This window comes from Frigoribacterium sp. Leaf186, assembly GCF_001423905.1.
In the GTDB taxonomy this organism is placed as follows: domain Bacteria; phylum Actinomycetota; class Actinomycetes; order Actinomycetales; family Microbacteriaceae; genus Frigoribacterium.
In genome coordinates, this window is sequence record NZ_LMPQ01000001.1 from 977,912 (window position 1) to 1,001,658 (window position 23,747).

At 71.3% G+C, this 23,747-nt stretch carries 17 protein-coding genes; 6 read left to right on the forward strand and 11 right to left on the reverse strand.

Features of this window, described 5'->3' with window-relative positions; all coding sequences use genetic code 11:
- Positions 1-152: 152 nt before the first annotated feature.
- Complete coding sequence (locus ASG05_RS04425; protein ID WP_056257730.1) at positions 153-719, forward strand: TetR/AcrR family transcriptional regulator; 567 nt, start codon at positions 153-155, stop codon at positions 717-719.
- A 31-nt stretch (positions 720-750) separates the two neighbouring features.
- Here the strand turns inward: ASG05_RS04425 and ASG05_RS04430 are convergent, their stop codons facing one another.
- From ASG05_RS04430 to ASG05_RS04455, 6 genes are all read right to left on the reverse strand, one after another.
- Positions 751-1,308: an MOSC domain-containing protein gene (locus ASG05_RS04430; RefSeq protein ID WP_056257734.1), complete on the reverse strand. Its 558-nt coding sequence runs from the start codon at positions 1,306-1,308 to the stop codon at positions 751-753.
- Between the two features lie 107 nt (positions 1,309-1,415).
- A complete protein-coding gene (locus tag ASG05_RS04435; RefSeq protein WP_056257736.1) occupies positions 1,416-2,513 on the reverse strand; it encodes a sugar-binding protein in 1,098 nt (365 codons plus the stop codon).
- 111 nt (positions 2,514-2,624) lie between these two features.
- Complete coding sequence (mmsB, locus tag ASG05_RS04440; RefSeq protein ID WP_200936731.1) at positions 2,625-3,983, reverse strand: multiple monosaccharide ABC transporter permease; 1,359 nt, start codon at positions 3,981-3,983, stop codon at positions 2,625-2,627.
- A 5-nt stretch (positions 3,984-3,988) separates the two neighbouring features.
- Positions 3,989-5,539, reverse strand: a complete 1,551-nt coding sequence (gene mmsA, locus ASG05_RS04445; protein WP_056258446.1) for a multiple monosaccharide ABC transporter ATP-binding protein — start codon at positions 5,537-5,539, stop codon at positions 3,989-3,991.
- Positions 5,540-5,872: 333 nt separating this feature from the next.
- Positions 5,873-6,892 (reverse strand): LacI family DNA-binding transcriptional regulator, encoded by a 1,020-nt coding sequence (locus ASG05_RS04450; RefSeq protein ID WP_235491383.1) that lies wholly within the window; start codon positions 6,890-6,892, stop codon positions 5,873-5,875.
- An 88-nt stretch (positions 6,893-6,980) separates the two neighbouring features.
- The gene (locus ASG05_RS04455) at positions 6,981-8,360 is read right to left on the reverse strand and encodes an MFS transporter (protein ID WP_157490049.1); all 1,380 of its coding nucleotides are present in this window, start codon (positions 8,358-8,360) and stop codon (positions 6,981-6,983) included.
- A 94-nt stretch (positions 8,361-8,454) separates the two neighbouring features.
- On the opposite strand from ASG05_RS04455, the gene ASG05_RS04460 reads away from it, so the two are divergent.
- Positions 8,455-10,314 carry a cell wall-binding repeat-containing protein gene (locus ASG05_RS04460; RefSeq protein WP_056257739.1) on the forward strand — a complete coding sequence of 620 codons (1,860 nt, stop codon included), beginning with the start codon at positions 8,455-8,457 and terminating at the stop codon, positions 10,312-10,314.
- An 84-nt stretch (positions 10,315-10,398) separates the two neighbouring features.
- On the opposite strand, the gene ASG05_RS04465 is transcribed toward ASG05_RS04460, so the two are convergent.
- Positions 10,399-11,553, reverse strand: a complete 1,155-nt coding sequence (locus ASG05_RS04465; RefSeq protein WP_056257741.1) for a cystathionine gamma-synthase — start codon at positions 11,551-11,553, stop codon at positions 10,399-10,401.
- A gap of 99 nt (positions 11,554-11,652) precedes the next feature.
- A complete protein-coding gene (locus ASG05_RS04470; protein ID WP_056257744.1) occupies positions 11,653-13,017 on the reverse strand; it encodes a cystathionine beta-synthase in 1,365 nt (454 codons plus the stop codon).
- A 247-nt stretch (positions 13,018-13,264) separates the two neighbouring features.
- Between ASG05_RS04470 and ASG05_RS04475 the strand changes: the two genes are divergently transcribed.
- Positions 13,265-13,939 (forward strand): DUF3105 domain-containing protein, encoded by a 675-nt coding sequence (locus tag ASG05_RS04475; protein ID WP_200936696.1) that lies wholly within the window; start codon positions 13,265-13,267, stop codon positions 13,937-13,939.
- Positions 13,936-14,673: a DUF305 domain-containing protein gene (locus ASG05_RS04480; protein ID WP_082486353.1), complete on the forward strand. Its 738-nt coding sequence runs from the start codon at positions 13,936-13,938 to the stop codon at positions 14,671-14,673. The genes ASG05_RS04475 and ASG05_RS04480 overlap by 4 nt, the downstream gene beginning before the upstream one ends.
- Before the next feature lie 37 nt (positions 14,674-14,710).
- Here ASG05_RS04480 and ASG05_RS04485 read toward each other — a convergent pair whose 3' ends face one another.
- The 3 genes from ASG05_RS04485 to ASG05_RS04495 all read right to left on the reverse strand — a co-directional run bounded on the left by ASG05_RS04485 (position 14,711) and on the right by ASG05_RS04495 (position 20,362).
- A complete protein-coding gene (locus ASG05_RS04485) occupies positions 14,711-16,111 on the reverse strand; it encodes a mechanosensitive ion channel domain-containing protein (RefSeq protein WP_056257749.1) in 1,401 nt (466 codons plus the stop codon).
- Positions 16,108-18,300, reverse strand: a complete 2,193-nt coding sequence (locus tag ASG05_RS04490; RefSeq protein WP_200936699.1) for an adenylate/guanylate cyclase domain-containing protein — start codon at positions 18,298-18,300, stop codon at positions 16,108-16,110. Before ASG05_RS04490 ends, ASG05_RS04485 begins: the two co-directional genes overlap by 4 nt.
- 190 nt (positions 18,301-18,490) lie before the next feature.
- Complete coding sequence (locus ASG05_RS04495; RefSeq protein WP_235491384.1) at positions 18,491-20,362, reverse strand: ABC transporter ATP-binding protein; 1,872 nt, start codon at positions 20,360-20,362, stop codon at positions 18,491-18,493.
- Positions 20,363-20,629: 267 nt separating this feature from the next.
- Here ASG05_RS04495 and ASG05_RS04500 point away from each other — a divergent pair, with 267 nt between their 5' ends.
- Positions 20,630-22,225: a LuxR C-terminal-related transcriptional regulator gene (locus ASG05_RS04500; RefSeq protein ID WP_056257752.1), complete on the forward strand. Its 1,596-nt coding sequence runs from the start codon at positions 20,630-20,632 to the stop codon at positions 22,223-22,225.
- Positions 22,226-22,267: 42 nt separating this feature from the next.
- Entirely contained in the window at positions 22,268-23,707 is a 1,440-nt protein-coding gene (locus ASG05_RS04505) for an APC family permease (protein WP_056257756.1), read from the forward strand.
- Positions 23,708-23,747 lie beyond the last annotated feature (40 nt).

The following is a 23,747-nucleotide window of genomic DNA, read 5'->3' on the forward strand; positions in this document are numbered from 1 at the left end:
GTGCACGACACCCGTCGCGTCCCAGCCTATCCCGCTCGCGCGGCCGGCCGACAGTCCCCCGTGCCGTGCCCCTGTCGGCACCCCGCCCCGGTCTAGGCTCGACCTGGCCTCGGACGCGACCGTCCCGTCCCGAGCCCCGAGGAGGAACGTCCATGGTCGACGCGCGCATCGTCCAGACCACGAAGGCACTGCACACCGCCGTCGTCGAGCTCGCCTCGACGCGGGCCGTGTCGAGCATCTCGGTCGCCGACGTCACCCGGGCCGCGGGCATCAACCGCGCCACGTTCTACAGCCACGCGACCTCACCCGGCAGCCTGCTCACCGCGGTGCTCACCCCCGAACTCGACGCGATCCGGGCCGAGGACCACGCCCTGCGCCTCGAGGGCCGGGCCGACGGCCCCGAGGCCACGCGGCGGTCGATCGAGAAGGTCGTCGACCACGTCGTCCGGTACCGCGAGATCTACCGCCTCGCGTTGCCCGACCCCCTCGACGCCTCGATCCACCAGGCCCTGGCCCGTCACTTCGAGGAGTCCAGCGTCCAGCACCTCGACTCCCTGCCCGCGGGCAGCCTGCCCGAGGGGCTCTCGGTGCACATCGCCGCCGGGCACCTCGCGCACGGGCTCGTCGGCGCCATCGAGGCCTGGCTCGGGGGCAAGCGCACGAGCCGCCGTGCACTGCTCGACACGATGAACCTCATGCTGCCCCCCTGGTGGGGCTGACCCACGGCCGACCGCCGGGTCGACGGCTCGCCTAGGAGGCGCGCAGCAGTCCCGGCCCCACGCGCAGCACCCCGTCGGTGAGGGGCTCGCAGCGCACTCCCCCGCGGCCCCTCAGCGCGCGGAAGGCGCCGGCCCCGAAGACGACGTCCATCCAGGCGCACGGGTTGGCCGCCCGGTTCGCGCGGAACGCGACGGGCCCGTCGCCGGTGTCGAGGTCGAACTCGTGCCCGACCAGCGCGTCGACGTCGACGCCGCGGACGACCACGTTGCGGCGGGTGAGTGCCGCGTCGAGCACCGTGCCCTCCGGCAGGCCGAGCTCGCGGGCCACGTGCTCGAGCTGCTCGGCGGCGAACAGGGTGACCGAGGCGCCCCGGTGCGCGGGGGCGTTGAAGTAGCGGTCGCCCACGATGCCGAGGTGGGCGCGCACGGTGACGGCGTCGTGGAGCTCTGACCCCGTGGCCGGAGCCGGGGCCGGGCCGTCGGCGGGGCGGCCCACGTAGCGGGAGCGGGGCGAGGCGAGCAGCAGCTCGACGGTGACGGGCGTCGCGGACGCGACCCGCGCCTCCTGCGCTGCTCGGTCGGTGCCCACGCAGGCACGATACCCGGCGGTGGCGACGACGCCCGCGACGACGACGGCCGGGCACCCCTGGTGGGGTGCCCGACCGGTGCCAATGCCGCCGAGCGGCAGCGGGGTGCTTACTTGGTGAGCGGCTCGAGGGTCGTGTCGTTGGCGTACGCCTCGGCGGCGTTCTCCTTCGTCACGATCTGGGGCGGCAGCAGGTAGGCGGGGACGATCTTGTTGCCGTTGTCGTACGACTCGTCGTCGTTCGTCTCGGCCTTGTCGCCCTTGCTCAGCGAGGTGACCATCGCGACGGCCTGCTTCACGAGGTTGCGGGTGTCCTTGTTGATGGTGGAGTACTGCTCGCCGGCCATGATCGACTTGACCGACTCGACCTCGGAGTCCTGACCGGTGACGACCGGGATGTCCTTGCCGGCCTGCTTCACCGAGGTGATGATGGCGCGGGCGAGGGTGTCGTTCGGGCTGAGGACGCCGTCGAGCTCCTTGTCACCGTAGGTGCTGGTGAGCAGCGAGTCCATGCGGCGCTGGGCGTTCTCGGGCTTCCAGCCGTCGGTCGCCGTCTGCTTGATGTCGGTCTGACCCGAGGCGACGACGAGGGTGCCGTCGTCGATCTTCGGCTGCAGGACGCTCATCGCGCCGTCGAAGAAGACCTTCGAGTTGGCGTCGTCGGACGAGCCGGAGAACAGCTCGATGTTGTACGGGCCGTCGGCCTTCTTGGCGGCCATGCCGTCGAGCAGGGCCTGACCCTGCAGCTCGCCGACCTTGTAGTTGTCGTACGCGACGTAGTAGTCGACGTCGTCCGTGTTGAGGATGAGGCGGTCGTAGGCGATGACCACGGCGCCGGCGTCGTGGGCGGCCTTGACCTGGGTGCCGAGCTGGCCACCGTCGGCGGCGCCGATGATGATGACCTTGGCACCCTTGGTGACCATGGACTGGATCTCGTCCTGCTGGTTGGCGACGGTGCCGCTGGCCGCTGCGTACTGCACGTCGGGCTTGAAGCCGGCGTCGGTCAGGTCGCTGGTGAAGAGGTCACCGGCGAGGACCCAGTTCTCGCTCGTCTTGGCGGGCAGGGCCACGCCGATCGTCGAGCCGGACTCGAAGCCCGAGGCCGCGTCGCCCGAACCCGCGTCGGTGCGGGCCGAGTTCGAGCAGCCGCTCAGGATCAGCGTCGTTGCTGCGGCGACCGCGAAGGTCGTCAGCGCGAGTTTGCGCATGCTGTGTCTACTTTCTCGTTGTGAGGGGTGGTGCCGTGTGGTCGCCCGCGGTGCGGACTCCCGGTGGAGGCGCGTCCGCCCGTCGATGGACGGGCGCGCCGGGTGGTGGGTCTAGTTGGGCGTGGTGGCCTTGGGCCGCTGGACGTCCGAGATGTCGCCGTTCGGGGTGAGGGCGGGCTCGGTGGTCTCGGCGTCGCGGCCGACGCCGTTCTGGCTGCCGGGCGTCAGGTCGGAGGCGGCGATGCCGTTCTTGTCGCGGCGCAGGCCACGGGTGAGGAACCCGGTGATCGAGGGGCGACCCTGGCTCTTGTTGTAGACGTCGACGGCGACGGCGATCAGCAGCACGAGGCCCTTGATCATCTGCACCTTGTCGGAGCCGACGCCCATCAGCTGCAGGCCGTTGTTCAGGACGGCGATGACGAAACCACCGACGATCGAACCGGTCACCGTGCCGATGCCGCCGGCGACGGCCGCACCACCGATGAAGACCGAGGCGATGGCGTCGAGCTCCCAGTTCAGGCCGTCCTGCGGGCCGGAGGCACCGGCGCGGGCCACGTAGATCATGCCGGCCAGGGCGGCGAGCACCGACATGTTCATCATGACGAAGAAGTTGATGCGCTTGGCCTTGACGCCCGACAGCTCGGCGGCGTGCGAGTTGCCGCCGACCGCGTAGATGTGACGACCGAAGATCGTGTTCTGCGTCACGAAGCCGTAGACCAGCACGAGCACGCCGAGGATGATGCCCGAGATCGGGAAGGACGTGCCGACCCGACCGCCGGCGAACAGCGTGGCGGCGTACGCGACGATGGCGACGAGCACGACCAGCTTGACGATGCTGACCCAGAACGGAGCCCGCTCGGAGCCCATCTTCTGCTGGATGCGACGGAGGCGGAACTCGTTGTAGACCACGGCGACGATGATCACGAGGCCGAGCAGCAGCGTCGCGTTGTTGTAGCCGGTGTTCGGCCCGAACTCGGGCAGGTAGCCGGCACCGATCACGGTGAAGCCGTCGGGCACGGGGATGGTGTCGGCGTTGCCCACGAACTGGTTGGCACCGCGGAAGAGCAGCATGCCGGCGAGCGTGACGATGAAGGCGGGGACGCCGACGTAGGCGACCCAGAAGCCCTGCCAGGCGCCGATGACCACGCCGACGACCAGGCCGAGCAGGATGGCCGCACCCCAGGGCAGACCCCAGCTGTCCATCGCCTTGGCGACGACGATGCCGCTGAAGGCGGCGACCGAGCCGACCGAGAGGTCGATGTGGCCGGCCACGATGACCATCACCATGCCGATGGCGAGGATCAGGATGTACGAGTACTGGCTGACCAGGGCGATCAGGTTGGTGGGCTGCAGGGTGAGCCCGTCGGTCAGCACCTGGAAGATCAGGATGGCCACGACGAGGGTCGCGATCATGCCGAACTGGCGCGCGTTCGACGTGTTGCCGCCGAACACCTTCTTCAGGTCTTTGATGCCACTCATGCGGCTTGCTCCTTCTTCTTCGAGGTCATGGATCGCATGAGCGTCTCGGCGTCGGCCTCTGAGGCCTCGATCTCGTTCGTGACGGTGCCCTCGAAGATCGTGTAGATGCGATCGGAGAGCCCCAGCAGCTCGGGCAGCTCGGACGAGATGACGATCACGCCTTTGCCCTGTGCCGCGAGCTGGTTGATGATGTTGTAGATCTCGAACTTGGCGCCCACGTCGATGCCGCGGGTCGGTTCGTCGAGGATGAGCAGGTCGGGGTCGGTGAACATCCACTTCGCCAGGACGACCTTCTGCTGGTTGCCGCCCGACAGCTTGGCGACTCCCTCGTCGACCGTGGGGGTCTTGACCCGGAGGCTCTTGCGGTACTCCTCGGCGATCGAGTGCTCTTCGTAGGTGTTGACCACGGACGCCTTCGAGATCTTGGTCAGCTTGGCGGCGACGGTCGAGCGCTTGATGTCGTCGAGCAGGTTGAGGCCGAGGACCTTGCGGTCTTCCGACACGTAGGCCAGACCGTTGTCGATGGCGTCCGAGACGTTCTTGATCTCGATCGTCTCGCCGTCCTTGACGATCTCACCCGAGACGAACTGCCCGTACGAGCGACCGAAGATGCTCATCGCGAGCTCGGTGCGACCGGCACCCATCAGGCCGGCGAGGCCCACGATCTCACCCTTGCGGACCGTGATGTTCGAGCCCTTGCAGACGAACCGCTCGGCGGTCTGCGGGTGGCGCACCCACCAGTCCTTGACCTCGAAGAAGACCTCGCCGATCTTCGGCGTGCGGTCGGGGAACCGGCTGGCCAGGTTGCGGCCGACCATGCCGCGGATGATGCGGTCCTCGTTGACGCCGTCGGCCTTCACGTCGAGGGTCTCGATCGTGCGTCCGTCGCGGATGATCGTGATCGAGTCGGCGATCGCCTCGATCTCGTTGAGCTTGTGGCTGATCATGATCGACGAGATGCCGCGGCCCTTGAGCCCGCGGATCAGGTCGAGCAGGTGCTGCGAGTCGGCCTCGTTCAGGGCCGCGGTGGGCTCGTCGAGGATGAGCAGCTTGACGTTCTTGTTCAGCGCCTTGGCGATCTCGACCAGCTGCTGCTTGCCGACGCCGAGGTTCTTGATGGCCGTGTCGGGGTCGTCGCGGAGGCCGACGCGGGCGAGCAGGTCGATGGCCTTCGTCTTGGCGGCTCGCCAGTCGATGGCACCGAAGCGGGTCGGCTCGTTGCCGAGGAAGATGTTCTCGGTGATCGAGAGCTCGGGGATGAGCGCGAGCTCTTGGTGGATGATCACGATGCCCTGCGACTCGCTCGAGCGGATGTCGCGGAAGCGCATCTCGTCGCCCTGGTAGACGATGTCGCCGGTGTAGGTGCCGAAGGGGTAGACCCCCGAGAGCACCTTCATCAGCGTGGACTTGCCGGCGCCGTTCTCGCCGCAGATGGCGTGCACCTCACCGGCGCGGACCTGCATCGACACGTCGTCGAGCGCCTTGACGCCCGGGAACTCCTTGGTGATGGAGCGCATCTCGAGGATGACGGGGGAATCAACGCCCATGTGGGGCACCCCCGGGGGTGTGGCTGCTCGCGAGCTGTGCGCTCGACGTCACGGCACTGGGCACGTCGTCCTCGACCTTCGACCTCGTCGTCGTCCGACGGAGACGTGCTCCGGCGGGCATCCTGCTGTTCGTCGTCGCCGTGCGGGGCCTGAGCGCGGAACCGGCGTTCGTTGCCCGGCCCGCTGAATGTGACCGTTCACACCGCGACTGGAGCAAAGCTAATCCTGAGAGGGGGTCGTGTCAAATGCCGTTGCGGATCTGTTACGAAGCCGGTCCGCGCGACGCCCGCCGCGCCTCCTGACCGCCCCGACGTCGCGGTTCCCGCGGGCCGGTCAGAGGAACCAGGGGCGCGAGGTCGACCCGCGCACGACGAGCTCCGGGGGGATCAGGGTGCGGTCGACGACGGTGCCGCCCTCGAGCTCGGCCACCACCAGCTCGACGGCCCGGCGACCGATCAGCGCGAAGTCCTGCCGGACCGTCGTGAGCGGGGGCCACAGGTGCGGCGCGGTCGGCGAGTCGTCGAAGCCGACGACGCTGACCTCGCGCGGCACGTCGACGTCGGCCTCGCGGAACGCGTGCAAGAGGCCCACCGCCATCAGGTCGTTGGCCGAGAACACCGCCGTGAAGTCGCGGCGGCGCAACAGTTCTTGACCCGCGACGTAGCCGAAATCGGCCGTCAGGTCGCCGAGAATGGGCGGCTCGATCGACAGGTCGGCCTCTCCCATCTCGAACAGGAACCCCTGCATGCGTTCGTCGGCCTCGATCCAGTCCTGCGGGCCGGCGACGTGGACGATGTGCCGGTGGCCGAGGTCGATGAGGTGCCGGGTGGCGAGCCGGGCGCCCTCGAACTGGTCGACCGACAGGCTGTGGGCGCGGGCCCGCTGGGTCGAGTCGAGGGCCACGATCGGCACGTCGAGGTCGAGTTCGTCGATGACGTCGAAGAACTTGCGCTGCGGGGCGATGACGATGATCGCCTCGACCGCCTGGTTCGTGAGCAGCTGCAGGCTCGCCCGGACGTCGTCGGACGCCGTGGTCGTGCTCGCGATGCTGAGCCGGTAACCCGCGGTGCGGGCCTCGAACTCGATCGCGTTGACGATGGTCTGCGGGCCGAAGTGCACGTTCTGCAGGGTGAGCACGCCGATGGCCTTCGAGCGGCTCGTGACCAGGGCTCGCGCGGCCTGGTTCGGCCGGTAGCCGATCTGGTCGATGACGTCGAGCACCTTCTGCCGGGTCGTCGGCCGGATGCTCGGACTGTCGTTGAGGACGCGCGAGACGGTCTGGTACGACACCCCGGCGAGGGCGGCGACGTCGCGGATGTTGGGAGCACGCACCTTGTCGATGTCAGGCTTCACCGTCGCTCCGTCGCTCTGTGACCGCGCGATGTGACCGTACACATCGTCGTCCGGAGACCATTATGCATTCATCCGGCGGGAGGCGCGGTCAGCGTCCTCGGGGCACCGCCCGGCCGCTGAGCGCGAGGGCGAGCACGGCGACGCCGGTGCCCACGGCGAAGCAGGCGACGAACGCGACCGGGTTCGACGCCCCGCCCAGCAGCCCGAACGCCGCCCCGGTCAGGGCCAGCGCGACGGCGGACCCGGTCGAATCGGCGATGGTGAGCGCCGAGCTGTTGAACCCGCGCTCGGCCTCGGGCGACAGGGCCAGCACGAGCACCGAGAAGCGCGGGTACATGAACCCCATTCCGAACCCGGCGACGGCCCAGGTGGCGATCAAGAAGACCGGGGGCAGGTGGAAGAGCGGGGTGAGGGCGGCGACGACGACGCCCACCAGCACGAGGACGATGCCCACCCGGATGCCCGTGCGCTGACGCACCCGGTCGCCGAGTCGACCCTGCACCCAGCTGGCGAACGCCCAGCCCAGCGCGCCGAGGGTCAGGGTGACCCCCGACGCCGAGGCGCTGAAGTCGTATTCGGCCGAGAGCATGTAGGGGATGTAGACCTCGCTGCCGAGGAACGCCGCCCCGACCAGCCCGCGCAGCAGCACGAGCGTCGGTAGCCCGGGGGCCGCCCGCAGCGTGCCCCGGGGCAACAGCGGCCGGAGGGCCACGGCGAGCACGACGACCGCCACCACGATGACGACGACGGTGAGCCAGGTCGGGAACTCCGAGACGAGGTTGAGCGCCAGCACGCCGATCGCGGCGCCGACCGACCAGAGGATGCGCCCGACGCTCCAGGCGACGCGCTGCGCCCCCTCGGCCACCTCGGGCGGCGGGACGCGACGCAGGCTCGGCAGGATCGCGAAGAAGGCGGGCACCGCGAGGGCGAGGGCGCCGAGGAAGACCCAGTGCCAACCCACCGTCTCGGCCACGACGCCGGCGACGAGCGGCCCGACGAGCCCGGGCACCACCCACGCGGCCGCGAAGCCGGCGAAGATCGAGGGGTGGAGGCCCGGCGGGTAGAGCCGAGCGACCATGACGTACAGCCCGACGATGACCGCACCCGAGCCGACGCCCTGCACGAGACGGCCGAGCAGCAACACCACCATGTCGGGCGCCGTGCCGACCACGAGCAGGCCGACGGCGAACATCAGCATCGAGGCGATGACGACGACGCGGGGACCGCTGCGGTCGGCCCAGTTGCCGGCGACCACCATGCCCACGAGTCCCGAGGCGAGCGGGGCGGCGAAGCTGAGCGAGTAGAGCGCCTCGCCGTCGAGCTCGCGACTGATGATCGGCATGATCGTCGTGACCGCCAGCGACTCGAACGCGGCGATGCCGATCAGGGCGCACATGCCGAGCGTGGCCAGGCGATACCGGCTGCTGAGCACTCCCTCGGGGCGGGTGCTCACGGCGGCGTCGGACATGCCGCCAGCCTAGGCCGAGCACCGGGCGACGCACGCTCGCCCTAGGATCGCGTCAGGCGGCGAGGGGCGTCGCCGTCTGCAGGGGGGCTCGCTCATGTCCACGTCATCTCGCCGACCCGGTGCCGTCCGGGCCCTCGGCCTCGCGATCGTCCTCGGGGTCGTCGTCGGAGCCGGTTCGACTGCGGCGGCCGTCGCCGCCCCGTCCGAGCCGGACCCGACCTCGTCTCCGTCGCTCGAGCGACAGGACGCCGCCTCCGATCACGAGATGGGCGCGTCGCTGGACGCCACCGGTGACCCGGCCGACTCGACGTCGCGCTCGGCGGCCGTCTCACCGCCCCGGGGCGTCCCCGGGTTCGACGTCAGCGCCTTCCAACCCGCCCCCGACTTCGCCGCGGCCCGCGCCGCCGGTGCCCGGTTCACGATCGTCAAGGCCTCCGAGGGCGTGCCCGGCACGTACACGAACGGCAACCCCACCGGCAGCACGAACCGCTACCGGTCGGCCCAGTTCTCCGGCGCCCGGGCGGCCGGGCTGACCGCCGGCTTCTACCACTACGCGCTGCCCTTCTACTCGTCGGGGGCACCGCAGGCGCAGTTCTTCCTCGACTCCACCCCCGCCTGGACCCCGGGCACGCTGCCCCCCGTCCTCGACGTCGAGGTGTCGACCAACCCGTCGAAGCAGGGCGGACGCTGCTGGGGGCTGTCGCAGTCCGAGATGGTCACGTGGATACAGGCGTGGATCGGCACGGTGGTGGCCCAGCAGGGCGTCCAACCGATCATCTACACCAACCAGGACTTCTGGAGCTCGTGCACGGGCGACAGCACGGCGTTCCCGAAGGACCGGCTCTTCGTCGCGTACTACCCGTCGGCGACGACGAACATCCCCGTCGCTCCCCCGACCTCCTCCTTCGCGACCTGGACGTTCTGGCAGTGGTCCCGCACCGAGGACTCGCCCTACCCCGGGGACCAGGACGTCTTCAACGGCACCGAGGCCGACCTGGCGGCCCTGACCCGCCCGACCGCACCGGCCGTGGGCCGCCTGGCGGGGGCGGACGCCTACGCCACCGCGGCGTCGATCGCCGCGAGCGCGTTCACGCCTCCGGTCGTCGTCGACGGCGACGCCCCGACCAAGGCCTCGGTCCCCCTGGTGTACGTCGCGTCGCGCAGCACCTATCCCGACGCCCTGGCCGGAGGCGCGGCCGCCGGCTACCGAGGCGCCCCGGTCCTGCTGACCTCCCCCGACACCCTGCCCGACGCGACCCGCGCGCAACTCGTCGCTTTCCGTCCGCAACGCATCGTCGTGCTGGGGGGCGCCGCCGCCGTGTCCGAGGCCGTCCGTCAGCAGCTCGCCCAGATAGCGACCGGCGGCGCCACCCGCGTCTCGGGCGTGGATCGGTTCGACACCTCGGCCCAGATCTCGCTTGCGACGTTCCCGGAGGGGCGCGGCGGCACGGCCTACGTCGCGACGGGGCTCGACTTCCCCGACGCCCTGTCGGGCGCGGCCCTGGCCGGTGGTCCCGACAAGGGCCCGATGCTGCTCACCGGGCCCGGCGCCCTCCCGGCGTCCGTCGCGATCGAGCTGAAGCGGCTCGCCCCGGCCCGCATCGTCGTGCTCGGCGGCGTCGCCGCCGTCGGGGACTCCGTCGTCGCCCAACTGAAGGCCATCGCCCCGACCTCGCGGCTCTCGGGCGACGACCGGTTCGCCACCTCGGCCGCCATCGCCGCCGCCGGCTACCCGCGCGGGGCCGACGTCGCGTTCCTCGCCACGGGCTCGAACTTCCCCGACGCCCTCGCCGGTGCGTCGACGGCGGGACGGCTGGCCGGGCCCGTCCTGCTCACGGGGTCGGCCGTTGTGCCCGCGAGCGTCCGCGCGGCCCTGACGTCGCTCCGCCCCGACGGCGTGGTCGTGCTCGGTGGGCCGAACGCCGTGAGCGCCGCCGTCGAAGCCGGACTCTGACCCGCGCCTCCGAGGTGACGGACGACGGAGGCGCGGTGCGGGACTCCCCTGCACCGCGCCTCCCCGGGTCGTGTCGCGAGACGCCTAGGCGTCGAGGCGCGAGAGCGCCTGCGTGACGTCGCCGAGCAGGTCGTCGACGTCCTCGATGCCGACCGACAGCCGGACGATCGTGTCGGGCACCTCGAGCTCGGTGCCGCGCACCGAGGCGTGGGTCATCTCGCTCGGGTAGCCGATCAGCGACTCGACGCCGCCGAGCGACTCGGCCAGCTGGAAGATCTCGGTCGACTCGGCGAAGCGCCGGGCCGCCGCCGCACCCGCGGCGAGCTGCACCGAGAGCATGCCGCCGAACGCGCGCATCTGCCGCGCGGCGAGCTCGTGCCCCGGGTGCGACTCGAGCCCCGGGTAGTAGACGCGCTCGACGGCCGGGTGGCCCTCGAGGGCCCGGGCGATCGCGAGCGCGTTGGACGAGTGGCGGTCGACCCGGACGCCGAGGGTCTTGACGCCGCGGACCGTCAGCCAGGCCTCCATCGGCGCCGAGACGGCACCGACGCCGAACTGCACGAAGCCGACCTTCGAGGCGAGCTCGTCGTCGGCCACGACGACCGCCCCGCCGACGACGTCGGAGTGCCCGCCGATGTACTTCGTCGTCGAGTGCACGACCGCGTCGGCCCCGAGCGAGAGCGGCTGCTGCAGGTAGGGCGAGGCGAAGGTGTTGTCGACCACGACGACGGCGCCGGCCGCGTGACCGATCTCGGCGAGCGCCGCGATGTCGCTGATCTTCATCAGCGGGTTGCTCGGCGTCTCGACCCACAGCACGGCGGTCGGTGCGGCCTGCACGGCTGCGCGCACGGCGTCGAGGTCGCTCATCTCGACCGTGTCGAGCGTGACGCCCCACGGCACCCAGACCCGGTCGACGAGGCGGTGCGTGCCGCCGTAGACGTCGTTGCCCATGACGATGCGCGAACCGGGTGCCAGGACCGAGCGCAGCAGGGCGTCCTCGGCCGACAGCCCCGAGGCGAAGCTGAACGCCGCGCTGCCGCCCTCGAGGTCGGCGAGCAGGGTCTGCAGCGAGTCGCGGGTCGGGTTCGCCGAGCGGGCGTACTCGTAGCCGCCGCGGAACCCGCCGATGCCGTCCTGCACGAAGGTGGACGACTGGTAGATGGGCGGCACGACCGCGCCGGTCGTGGGGTCGAACTCCTGGCCGGCGTGGATCGCGCGGGTCGAGAAACCGTGGGTCATGGGGTGTCCTTTCGAGGGGGACGGGTGCTGCGTGCGGGTGGGGAAGAAGAAGAGGAGGCGCGGGCCGGCGAGCGAGGCCGGGTCGCCCCGGCCGGCCGCTCACGAGGACAGGAACGCCAGCACGTCCTGGCGGGTGACGACGCCGACCGGCCGACCGTCGTCGGTGACGAGCAGGGCGTCGACCGACTCGAGGGCCGTGCGGGCCGCCGAGACGGGCTCGTTGACGCCGATCAGCGGCAGCGGGTCGCCGAGGTACGCCGAGACGGCGTCGCCCATCGTGGCCCCGCCCCGGAAGATCGCCTCGAGCAACGCCTTCTCTTCGATGGCACCGACGACCTCGCCGATGACGACGGGGGGCTCGGCCGAGAGCACGGGCATCTGCGAGACCCCGTAGGTCTTCATGATGCCGATGACGTCGTGGACGGTGTCGGACGGATGCGCGTGCACGAGGTCGGGCAGCTGGCCGTCCTTCGACGCGATCAGGTCGCGCACCGAGCGCTCGTCGTGGCTGACGCCGAAGCCGTACGAGCGCATCCAGGCGTCGTTGAAGATCTTGCCGAGGTAACCGCGCCCGCTGTCGGGCAGCAGGGCGACGACCACGTCGTCGGGGCCGAGCTCGCGGGCGACGTCGAGGGCGGCCGCGACGGCGAGGCCCGACGACCCCCCGACGAGCAGCCCCTCCTCGCGGGCGAGGCGACGGGTGAGCTCGAACGAGCGGGCGTCGTCCGCGGCGATGATGCGGTCGACGACCGAGGGGTCGTAGGCGGCCGGCCAGAAGTCCTCGCCGACGCCCTCGAGCAGGTAGGGGCGGCCGGTGCCGCCGCTGTAGACGCTGCCCTCGGGGTCGGCGCCGATGACCTGCACCGCGCCTCCGGACACCTCTTTGAGGTAGCGGCCCGTGCCGCTGATGGTGCCGCCGGTGCCGACGCCCGCGACGAAGTGCGTGATGCGACCGTCGGTGTCGCGCCAGATCTCGGGGCCGGTCGTCTCGTAGTGGCTGAGCGGGCCGTTGGGGTTCGCGTACTGGTTCGGCTTGAAGGCCCCGGGGATCTCGCTCGCCAGGCGGTCCGAGACGCTGTAGTAGGACTCGGGGCTGGTGGGCTCGACGGCGGTCGGCGTGACGACGATCTCGGCGCCGTAGGCCTTCAGCACGTTGCGCTTGTCGTCGCCGACCTTGTCGGGCAGCACGAACACGCAGCGGTAGCCGCGCTGCTGGGCGACCAGGGCGAGCCCGACGCCCGTGTTGCCGCTCGTGGGCTCGACGATGGTGCCGCCGGGGCCGAGCAGCCCGTCCCGCTCGGCGGCGTCGATGATGCGGGTGGCGATGCGGTCCTTCGACGACCCGCCCGGGTTGACGTACTCGACCTTGACGAGCACCGTCGCCGTGATGCCCTCGGTCACCTTGTTGAGCTTGACCAGCGGGGTGTCGCCGATCAGGTCGAGGACGGTCTCGGCGTACTTCACGGGGGTGCTCCGGTTCTCGCGCGGCCCTCGTGGGGCACGGCGCAGGTCGACGACTCGGGTGGCCGGGCCGGCCGGTGCGTCCTGGCGGGCCCGTGGGCCGAGTCTACCGAGGGGGTGGTGCCGTGTGACGGCTGCGTGACGCCGCCCGCGCGACTGGCACGCGCCTCCCAGGCAGTCGTGAGAGAAAATGGATGACGCATCTACGATCGGGTGCGTCCCGACCACCTCCCCGACCCAGAGGACCCCCGTGGCCAGCAGCGACAAGCCGACCGACAAGCCCACCGTCAAGCAGCAGCGCGACGCCCGACGCCAAGAGAAGGTCGCCGAGCTCAAACGGCAGCAGGCCCGGTCGAAGCGCAACCGCACGATCGGCATCGTCACGGCCTCGGTGGCCGGCGCGGCGGTGATCGCGCTCGTCGTGACCTTCGTCGTGACGAGCGGGCAGCCCCGTCAAGACCCTCAGGCCATCGAGGTGGACGGCGTGAAGACGTACGCCGACCTCACCGCGAACCACGTGGGCGGCAGCGTCGACTACGCGATGACCCCGCCGGCCGGTGGCGACCACAACCAGATCTGGCTCAACTGCGGCGTGTACACCGAGCCGGTGCCGAACGAGAACGCCGTCCACGACCTCGAGCACGGCGCGGTCTGGTTCACCTACGACCCCGAGCAGGTCAGCGAGTCCGAGATCGAGGCGCTGCGCGACTTCGCCCCCGACACCTACGCCGTCGTCTCGCCCTACGAGGGGCTCGACTCGCCGATGTACGTCTCGGCCTGGGGCGCCCAGCTGCCCTTCTCGAACGTCACCGACGACGAGGCCACCGTCTCGGACTTCGTCACCAAGTACTGGAAGTCCACGAACGCCCCGGAGCCCGGCGCCCCCTGCACCGGCGGCGTGGACGGCACCGGCAAGATCGCGTGACCGGGGCCGGCCGTGACGACGGCGACGTGACCGACGGGGCGGCGCCGACCCGCGCCTCCTCGGCTCGTCGGCTGCGGCTGGTCGTCGCGGGCGTCCTGACGGTCGCGATCGTGCTGCTGGTGGGCGTCGCGCTCGGCCGGCTCAGCTCGCCGAACCCCGTCACGCCCGGCACCGACAGCGTCGAGGCCGGCTTCTCGCGCGACATGCAGGTGCACCACGAACAGGCCGTGCAGATGGCCATGATGGTCCGCGACCGCACCGACGACCCCGACGTCCGCTCGCTGGCGTACGACATGGCCCTGACGCAGTCGCAGCAGGCCGGGCAGATGTACGCCTGGCTCGAGCTGTGGCGCGTGCCCCAGGCGCCGTCCGAGCCGACCATGACGTGGATGACCCGGCCGACGCTCGACGGCGACTACGGCAGCCACCACACGTCGGGCGCAGGAGGCGCGAGCGGCTCGGCGACGCCGGTCGCCACCCACGAACCCGGCGGCCGCATGCCGGGGCTGGCCACCGACGAGCAGCTCGCCTCGCTCGACTCCGCCCGCGGCGTCGAGGCCGAACGGGTCTTCCTGACGCTGATGATCGCCCACCACGAGGGCGGCATCGAGATGGCCGACGCGATCCTGGCGCGCAGCGAGGTGCCGCAGGTGCGGGCCTTCGCGTCGGGCATGGTGCAGACGCAGCAGAGCGAGGTCGACGCCATGCAGGCGATGCTCGCCGAGCGCGGCTGAGGGGAGCCGAGCGCGGCCGAGCGCGGCCGGGCCCGTCTCAGCCGGCCAGGGCGGCGCGCGCCTGGTCGCGGCGACGTTCGATGACGTCGCCGAACTCGCGTGCCAGCCGCGGCCGCACGCGGACCAGGTCGTCGAGCGTCGACGTCGGCACCAGCGCGACGGCCACCTCGGTCAGCGCGACGGCGTTCGTCGACGTCACCTCGCGCGTCAGGGCGGTCTGCCCCACGTAGTCGCCGGCCTCGACCCGGGTGACCGGCACGACCGCGCCGTCGGGCAGCGTCGCGCCGAGCGACACGGCACCGTGCAGCACGAAGCGGACGGCCTCGGGCACGACGCCGGCCGGCAGCACGACCTCACCGGCGGCGTAGCGCTCGAGCCGGACGAGCGGCACGAGGGCCGGGGTGTCCTCGGCCGACAGGTTCAGGGTGGGCGCGATCGCGAGGACGGCCCGTTCGGTGCGCTCGGGCGTGACGAAGTCGTCGGTGGCGTCGCCGTCGAGCGCGAGGCCCGCCCGCCGGGCGGCGTACCAGAGCCAGCCGCGGAAGGTCGCGAGGGCGGCCCCTTCGAGCGCGGGCCCGCGGGTGTCGAACGACAACGCGTAGTCCGTGCCGCCGAGCGGGACGGCGACCGGTGCACTGCCCTCGGCCAGTTGGGGCAGCGCCGACGCGACGCGCTGAAGCAGGGCGACGACCTCGGCGGGCGGGTCGTCGGTGGTGAACGAGACCGTCGTCGTCACGGTGAAGCTGCCGCCGCCCCGGCTCAGGTTCGTGAACGACGCTCCGGCCAGGGTGGCGTTCGGCATGATCTGGATGCCGTTGCCCGTGTCGATGTGGACGGCCCGCCAATTGACCTGGACGACCCGGCCGCGGACTCCCCCGGCGTCGAGCCAGTCGCCCAACCGGAACGGCTGTTCGAACAGCAGCAGCAGCCCCGACACGATGCTGCCGATGGCCCCCTGCAGCGCGAGGCCGAGGACGATCGAGGTGACTCCGAGCGCCGTGAACAGGCCCGCCACGTCGGTGCCCCAGACGACGCTGAAGAGCACCGCCAGGCCGATCGCGATGAGGATGATCCGGCCGATGTCGACGAAGATCGACGGCAGCCGGTCGCGCCAGCTGCCCTTCGAGGCGTTCGTGAAGAGCGCGAGGTTCACCGTGTTGAGCACGGCGAGGATCACCAGGAACCCGAAGATCGTCGCGACGACGTTCGTCCACGTGAAGTCCCGCGAGTCGAGCGCCCGGGTCACCTCGCCGAGCAGCAGCGCGATCGCCCCCGCGGGCACGACGTAGGTGCGCAGCAGGCGGGTGACCTTGTGGGCCGGGTTGCCCCGGCGGTGCAACGTCGAGGTGATCTCGGTCAACACGATGAGCGCGATCGGCAGGCCGATCACGACCACCAGCGTCGGCACGAACCACGGCTGCTGCCAGACGCTGGTCACGAGGCGGCCGGTCGGTCGAGACGGAAGACGCGCTGGGCGCCCGACTGGGTCGTGACGGTGCCGGCGTCCGACGCCGGGACGGCGTCTCCGATCTTCTGCACCACCCGCTCGGTGGCGTACACCCCGGGCTGTGCGGCGACGTCCTGCACGCGGTACGCGAGGGTCACGGCGTCACCCCACATGTCGTAGACCATGCTCTGCCGTCCGACCAGGCCGCTCGTCACCGGCCCCGTGTCGAGGCCCGCCCGCAACGCGAGCCGGGCATCGTGCGTCGCGTTGAACCGGTCGAGCACCGTCTGCAGCTCGAGCGTGAAGTCGACGACCCGACGGGCGGCGTCGACCCGCGGAACCGAGAGGCCGCAGCTCGCCAGGTAGCCGGTCTGGCTGCTGCGCACCTTCTCGACGCCGAACCGGTCGGCGGCTTCGTCGAACGACTTCCACAGGCCGTTGAGCAGGGCCAGCGACTCGCCCGAACGCAGCCCACGGCTCACGTCGTCGAACCCGACGATGTCGGCGAACACCACCGAGACGTCGGTGTGGTCCTCGGCGATGGTCTCCTCGCCCTCCTTGTAGCGCTTGGCGACGGCCTCGGGCATCAACGTGAGCAACAGCCGGTCGTTCTCGCGGCGCTGGTCGTCGATGAGGTCCTGCTTCAGCTTCAAGCTGCGGCTCATGTCGTTGAACGACGAGCCCAGGTCGGCGAACTCGTCGCCGCCGCGCACCGGTACCTCGACGCCGACCTCGCCTCCGCTCACGCGGTTGACGGCGGTCTGCAGCCGTCGGACGGGCCGGACGAAGACCTGCGCCAGCAGCAACGACAGCAGCGAGACGAGCACGATGATGGCGGCGGTCGACAGCAACAGGTTGCGCGTGAAGACGTCGACCGGGGCGAAGGCCTCCGAGGTGTCGACCTTGGCCACGATCACCCAGTTGAGGCCGTCGACGTCGACCGGCTTGTAGGCGGCGAGCACCTGGTGGCCGAGGTAGTCGGTGTTCACGGTCGTCCCGGTCCGGCCCTCGAGCGCGGCCTGGACGGCCGTCGTCGCGGCCGGCTGGAGCAGCACCGAGCTGCCCGTCTCGACCTGCCGGTTCGCGACCGAGGTGGGGGTGCCGTGCGAGATCACGTCGGCGGCGAAGGTCTCGGGGTGCTCGATCAGTTCGCGCGACGACGACCGCATCGTCAGGTCCGGGCCGGCGAGGTACGCCTCGCCGGTGTCGCCCAGGCCGTCACGACCCCACGACTCGTCCCCGGTCATGACGTCGTTGATGGCGTCGACCGGCACCTGGATGGCGAGGACGCCCGAGACGTCGGCGCCGGTGCCGACGGGTGAGGCGATCCAGGCGGTCGGCGCGCCGAGCGACGGCAGGTAGGGCTCGAAGTCGGTCGTGAACGACGAGTCCACGGTGTTCGACTCGAGGGCCTCGTCGTAGACCTCGCGCAGGTTCGTGCGCGAGTACGGCCCGGTCTCGACGTTGGTGCCGAGGTCGACCCCCGAGAAGGCCGAGTAGACCACGTTGCCGTCGGTGTCGAGCAGCAGGGCGTCCTCGTACGACAGCTGCGTCACCATCTCGCGGAAGTAGTCGTGGTACTCGGCCCGGGCGGCGGACCACTCGCTGCCGTCGTCGGCCGCGTCGAAGGCGAGCGACGCGTCGTAGTCGTCGTCGAAGGGCACCGTGTAGAGCGACTGCAGGTAGGTCTGGGCCGGTGTCGACGGCGTGATGAGGTCGACGTCGGCCTGCGTGCCCGTCGCGTCGTCGTACCGCGGCCCGAAGGTGTCCGAGTAGAAGGAGTCGATCGCCGAGGTCTGCTCGGCGCTCGGGGCCTGTGCGGCGAGGGCCGCGAACCCGGCGTTGAACGCGAGCGAGGCCTGCACGGCGCTGTCGTTGCGACTGTCGAGCACGACGGCCTGCTGGACGCTCGCCATGGTCCGCTCGACCTCGCGCGCACGGGACTCGCGGATGCTCGTCACCTGGTCGAACGCCGCCTCACGCAGCGAGTCGCGCCCGTTGACGTAGCCGACCGCACCGATCACGATGGCCGCGACGAAGCTCACGGCGAGCAGCATCACGAGCAGCTTCGACTGGATGTCGAGCGAGCCGCGGCCCACGAGGGCACGCCAGCTGAAGCGGCGGTGGGGCACGGCGTCGACCGCGTTGGTCGAGCGCTGGTCGGTCGAACTGCTGGTCACGTCTGGCCTCGTCCCTCGGGCCAGCCCGAACGTGACGCCCCGAGATCCGAGGACAACTCACCTGACCCGTCCTCAACAATTACCACTCCTGCCCCCGCGATGACCAGGGGCTCGCGACGCTTTCCGTCAGGAGGCGCGGGTCGCGTCCCTCACGAGGCGCGCGTCCCCGGTGCGGCGGCAGCCGGCGCGACTACGCCGACACCTGTTGCCCGTACAGCTCGGCGTACACCCCACCCAGGGCGAGCAGTTCGTCGTGCGTGCCGCGCTCGACGACGCGGCCCGCGACGACGACGAAGACCACGTCCGCCTCGCGCACGGTCGACAGGCGGTGGGCGATCGCGATCGTCGTCCGGCCCCGGGTCGCCGTGTCGAGAGCCTCCTGCACCACCCGCTCGGACACCGTGTCGAGGGCGCTCGTCGCCTCGTCGAGGACCATCACCGCCGGGTCCTTCAAGAGGACGCGGGCGATGGCGATGCGTTGCTTCTCACCGCCCGAGAGGCGGTAGCCCCGCTCCCCGACGATCGTGTCGTACCCGTCGGGGAACGACGCGATGGTCTCGTGGATGTTGGCCTGCCGGGCCGCGTCGACCAGTTGCTCGTCGGTCGCGTCGGGCCGCGCGTACCGCAGGTTGTCGCCGATGCTGGCGTGGAAGAGGTAGGTCTCCTGGCTGACGATGCCGATGTGGCCGAGCAGGCTCTCCTGGTCGAGCCGCCGGACGTCTGTGCCGGCGAAGCGCACCGCGCCTCCGGACGCCTCGTAGAACCGTGGGATCAGGTACGACACGGTCGTCTTGCCGGCGCCGCTCGGGCCGACGAAGGCCGCGAACTGACCGGGCGCGATGTCGAACGAGACCCCGTCGAGGGTCTTCTGTCCCGGCTCGGCGTCGGGGTACGAGAACGAGACGTCGTCGAACTCGACCCGGCCGAGCTGCGACTCGTCGACGGTCTCGGCCGATGAGTCGTTCGTGATCGCCGGGTGCAGGTCGAGGTACTCGAAGATGCGGGCGAAGAGCGCCCCCGAGGTCTGCAGGTCGAGGGCCACCCTCAAGAGGCCCATGAGCGGGAACGTCAGTCGGGCCTGCACCGTCGTGAACGCGACGATCGTGCCGGCCGTCACCGGGACGTCGCGCAGGATGAGCCACGCCGCGACCAGGTAGATGAGGGCGGGGATGACCGACAGGAAGATCTGCACGACGGCGAAGAACCACTGTCCGCTCATCTGCTGGCGCACCTGCAACCCGATCTGGGTGCGGTTCTCTGCCGAGTACCGTTCGACCTCGGCCCGCTGCTGGTTGAAGCTCTTCGCCAACAGGATGCCGCTGACGCTCAACGCCTCCTGCGTGATCGACGTCATGTCGCTGAGGGACTCCTGCGTCTTGGTGGCGATGCGCGCCCGCACCTGACCGACCCGGCGCTGGGCGACGACGAGCAACGGCAGCAGGATCACCGTGACGACCGTCATCTGCCAGCTGAGCACGAGCATCGACACGAACGCGGCGATGACCGTGACCGTGTTGCCGAGCACGCTCGAGATCGTGTTGCTCAGCACGCTCGCGACGCCGCCGACGTCGTTCTGCAGCCGGGACTGGATGACGCCGGTCTTCGTGCGGGTGAAGAAGGCGAGCTCCATGCGCTGGAGGTGCCCGAACAGGCGGATGCGCAGGGCGCCCATGACCTTGTTGCCGACCGTCGCCGTGAGGTACGTCTGCCAGACGCCGATGCCGGCCGACAGCACCCAGAGCCCCACCATGGCTCCCACGAGCTCGAGCAGCACGGGCACGTCGGGGCCGCCCGGCGGGAACAGCCCCCGGTCGAACGCCTGCTTGGTGAGCAGCGGCGGGGCCACGCTGATGGCCGCCCCGATCAGGACGAGCACGACCGTGACGACGAGTGCCCGCTTGTGCGGCGAGAAGAGGCCCCGGATGCGACCGACGAGGTCGGGGATGCGGGGCGCCGTGGCGTTGGCCGCCCGCTGGGCGTCGGCGTCACCGCTCGACACCCGGGACCCGCCCGGCCGAGCGCCGCCACGGGGACCGCCCGCGGGCGGATGCATCGAGCTCATCCGGTCAGCGTAGGCCGGACGCCCCCCGATCGTCGCCGTGCGGCCGCAGATCGGTGCAGTCCGTGCACCGACGCGAGGTCGGTGCGAGCGCGACACGCCGTAGAACGACCGTTCGTCCCCCAGTTGTGGGCGCAATGCCCGACACACCCCCCGGTGCGAAGACCACTCAGTTTAGTATGGCGATGTCGGTGCACCTGACCAGGCTCCGGCGGCCGCGCCCCCGTACCCGACGAGTGGGCCTCCCGAAGCGGCAGAGCTAGGACCATCGTGAACACGTCGAACCCCACGGCCGTCGAACCACCGAGTGCCGAACTTCAGCCCGCCGACCACCGGGCCGCTCTCGATGCCATCGAACAGGGCTGGACCCAGATCGCCCCCGTGCAGGGAGCGCGCCTCCGCGAGGCGATCCGCTCGACGCCCGAGGAGGAGTGGCGCGGGAGGCCGCGCATCCTGCTCGCGTTGGCGGCGAGCCACCGCTCGGTCGGTTCGCGCTCGCGCAGTGCCGCGCTGCCGTGGTTCCGGGGCGTCGCCAAGGCCCTCGATGCCGACCCCGACCTGCCCCTCGACATCCGGGCGGGCTACCACGTCCACCTCGGGGCGTCCCTCCGCACCCTCGGCAACTTCGTCGTGGCCCACGAGCACCTCGAGGTCGCGCGCACCCTGATCGAGAACGACCTCGCCGAGTCGATCAGCGTCCGCATCTCGCTCAGCGCCTCGTTCTCGCTGCAGCTCGGCCTGATCCGCCTGCACTACGGCGAGATCGACCAGGCCCGCTTCGCCCTCAGCCTGGCGAACGGGCTCGGCGAGGACCACCTCAGCACGGCCGAGCGCGTCGAGTGCCTGTCGGCCCTGGCCTTCGTCGCGATGCTGATCGGCGACTTCGACCTCGCCGACCGGCACGTCGACCTCGCCCGCGAGCTCGCCGACGGCACCGACCTGCTGGCCAGTTCGTTCGGAGCCCTGACGCAGATCACGCGCGTGCACCTCGCACTCGAACGCGGCGCGGCCGTCAGCGGTCACGAGGGCCTGCTCGCCGACGTCCGCCAGGCGTCCCGCGGCAACGACTGGGAGGCCCTCGGCCTCTTCGCCGAGGCCCACGTGCTGCTGTCCGAGGGGCGACACATCGAGGTGCTCGACCTGCTCGCCCGCATCACGCGGACCATCGACGGGTTCACCGGCCACAGCGCCCTGACCGACTCGGCGACCGTCCTGCGCGCCGAGACCATGCGCCTCCTCGGCCAGCCCCACGACGCCCGGCGACTCGCGTCGTCGGTGGTGCCGTCGCACCACCACATCCGCTGCCCCGGTCGCGTGCTCGCCCTCGTCCACCTCGCCGCCGGCGAGCCGGACGCCGCCCTCGAGGCGCTCGAGCCCTGCCTGGCCATCGGCGACCTCCACAGCGAGCGCACCATGGGTCAGGTGCACGCCATCCAGGCCGCCGCCCACCTCGCGCTCGGCGACGGCCCGCGCAGCGACATTGCGTTCGACCAGGCCCTGCTGAGCGCCGGCCACAACGGGTCCGTCTGGCTCTTCGCGACGCTGCCCGACGACGTCCTCGACCACCTGGTGCAGCGTGCCGTCGGCCGCCGCCAGCCGCCGGCCATCGTCGGGGTGCTCGACCGGCTCCGCGGCACCACGGCCGACGTCGTGCCCCAGCTCGCCGAACCGCTGAGCGACCGCGAGCTCGTCATCGTCCGACACCTGGCCACGGGCCAGACCCTCGGTCAGATCGGCAGCCAGCTGTTCATCTCGGTCAACACGGTGAAGAGCCACGTGCGCAGCATCTACCGCAAGCTGCAGGCGTCGTCGAGGCGTGAGGCCATGACCCGCGTCAAGCAGTTGGGCCTCGACCTCGAGGACTGACCACGACGGGGCTCGGCGCGCGTCGTACGGTAACCTCTCGCGGTGCCTGCAGAGCTCCGCGTCCCGTCCCGTCCGTCCCTCGTCGCCCAGTTGAGGGCGCGCAAACCCCTCGACGCCCCCACCGCCGACGACGTGACGGCCGAGGGCGGCCCCCGCCTGCGGCGCACCCTGGGGGTCTGGCACCTGACCGCGATCAGCATCGGGGCGACGCTCGGCACGGGCATCCTCGTCGTGCTGGGCACGGCCGTGCCGCTGGCCGGGCCGGCGGTGTGGATCTCGTTCGTCCTGGCGGGCGTCGCGGCGTTGCTCTCGGCCCTGTCGTACGCCGAGATGGCGGGCAGCGTGCCCGTCTCGGGCTCGAGCTACTCGTACGCGTACGCGACCCTCGGCGAGGGCATCGCCTGGGTCTGCGGCTGGTGCCTCGTGCTCGAGTACGCCGTCTCGGTCGCGGCCGTCGCCGTCGGCGCGGGCCAGTACGTGAACGAAGCACTCGACGTCTTCGGCCTGGCCCTGCCCGCGGCGATCGCCGAGCCGCCGGGGGCCGGCGGCGTGCTCAACCTGCCCGCGGCCGTGCTCGTCGTCCTCGCCACGCTCGTCCTCGTGCCGGGTGCCCGCGAGAGCGCCTGGGTCAACACCCTGCTCGTCGTGGTGAAGGTGGGGCTGCTCGTGTTCTTCGTCGCCGTGGCCTTCACCGCGTTCAGCGTCGGCAACTTCGAACCGCTCGCCCCGATGGGCGCCGCCGGGGTCTCGGCCGCCGCGTCCCGGCTGTTCTTCTCGTACATCGGCTTCGACGCGGCGTCGACGGCCGGCGAGGAGGCCCGCGACGCCCGGCGCGACCTGCCGCGGGCCATCATCGCCTCGATCGTGATCATCACGGTGCTGTACATCCTGGTGGCCGTCGCCGCGATCGGCGCCCGCCCGTGGACGGCGTTCACCGACGGCGAGGCCACCCTCGTCGCGATCGTCGGCGACATCACGGGCCAGCCGTGGGTGGCGTTCCTCTTCGCCGTCACGGCCGTGGCCGCCATCGCCAGCGTCGTGCTGACCGTGCTCTACGGCCAGACGCGCATCTTCGTCTCGATGGCCCGTGACGGCCTCGTGCCCCGGGTGCTCGGCCGCATCTCACCGCGGACCCAGACCCCGGTCGCCGGCACGCGGATCGTGGGCGGAGCGGTGGCCGTGGCCGCCGCGGTGATTCCCCTCGGCGCCCTGGCCGACGCGACGAGCATCGGCACGCTCTTCGCCTTCGCCCTGGTCAACGTGTCGGTGATCTGGCTGCGCCGCAACCGGCCGGAGCTCGAGCGCACCTACCGGGTGCCGCTCTACCCGCTCACTCCGATCCTCGGCTGCGCCTTCTGCGTCCTGCTGATGGTCACGCTCGGGTGGGTGACCTGGCTCGCCTTCGCCGTGTGGATGGTCGTGGGCACCGCGGTGTACCTCGGGTACGGGCGCCGGCACTCGGTGCTGGCCCGCGCCTCCTGACCCGGCCGCCGGCGTCCCCCCGAGGAGGCGCGGGTCACCG

Excerpts from the sequence above, each read along its gene's own strand:
- ASG05_RS04435 (WP_056257736.1), bottom strand. The coding sequence starts at position 2,513 with ATGCGCAAACTCGCGCTGACGACCTTCGCGGTCGCCGCAGCAACGACG.
- ASG05_RS04460 (WP_056257739.1), top strand. The coding sequence starts at position 8,455 with ATGTCCACGTCATCTCGCCGACCCGGTGCCGTCCGGGCCCTCGGCCTC.
- ASG05_RS04455 (WP_157490049.1), bottom strand. The coding sequence starts at position 8,360 with ATGTCCGACGCCGCCGTGAGCACCCGCCCCGAGGGAGTGCTCAGCAGC.
- ASG05_RS04425 (WP_056257730.1), top strand. The coding sequence starts at position 153 with ATGGTCGACGCGCGCATCGTCCAGACCACGAAGGCACTGCACACCGCC.
- ASG05_RS04495 (WP_235491384.1), bottom strand. The coding sequence starts at position 20,362 with ATGAGCTCGATGCATCCGCCCGCGGGCGGTCCCCGTGGCGGCGCTCGG.
- mmsA (WP_056258446.1), bottom strand. The coding sequence starts at position 5,539 with ATGGGCGTTGATTCCCCCGTCATCCTCGAGATGCGCTCCATCACCAAG.
- ASG05_RS04465 (WP_056257741.1), bottom strand. The coding sequence starts at position 11,553 with ATGACCCACGGTTTCTCGACCCGCGCGATCCACGCCGGCCAGGAGTTC.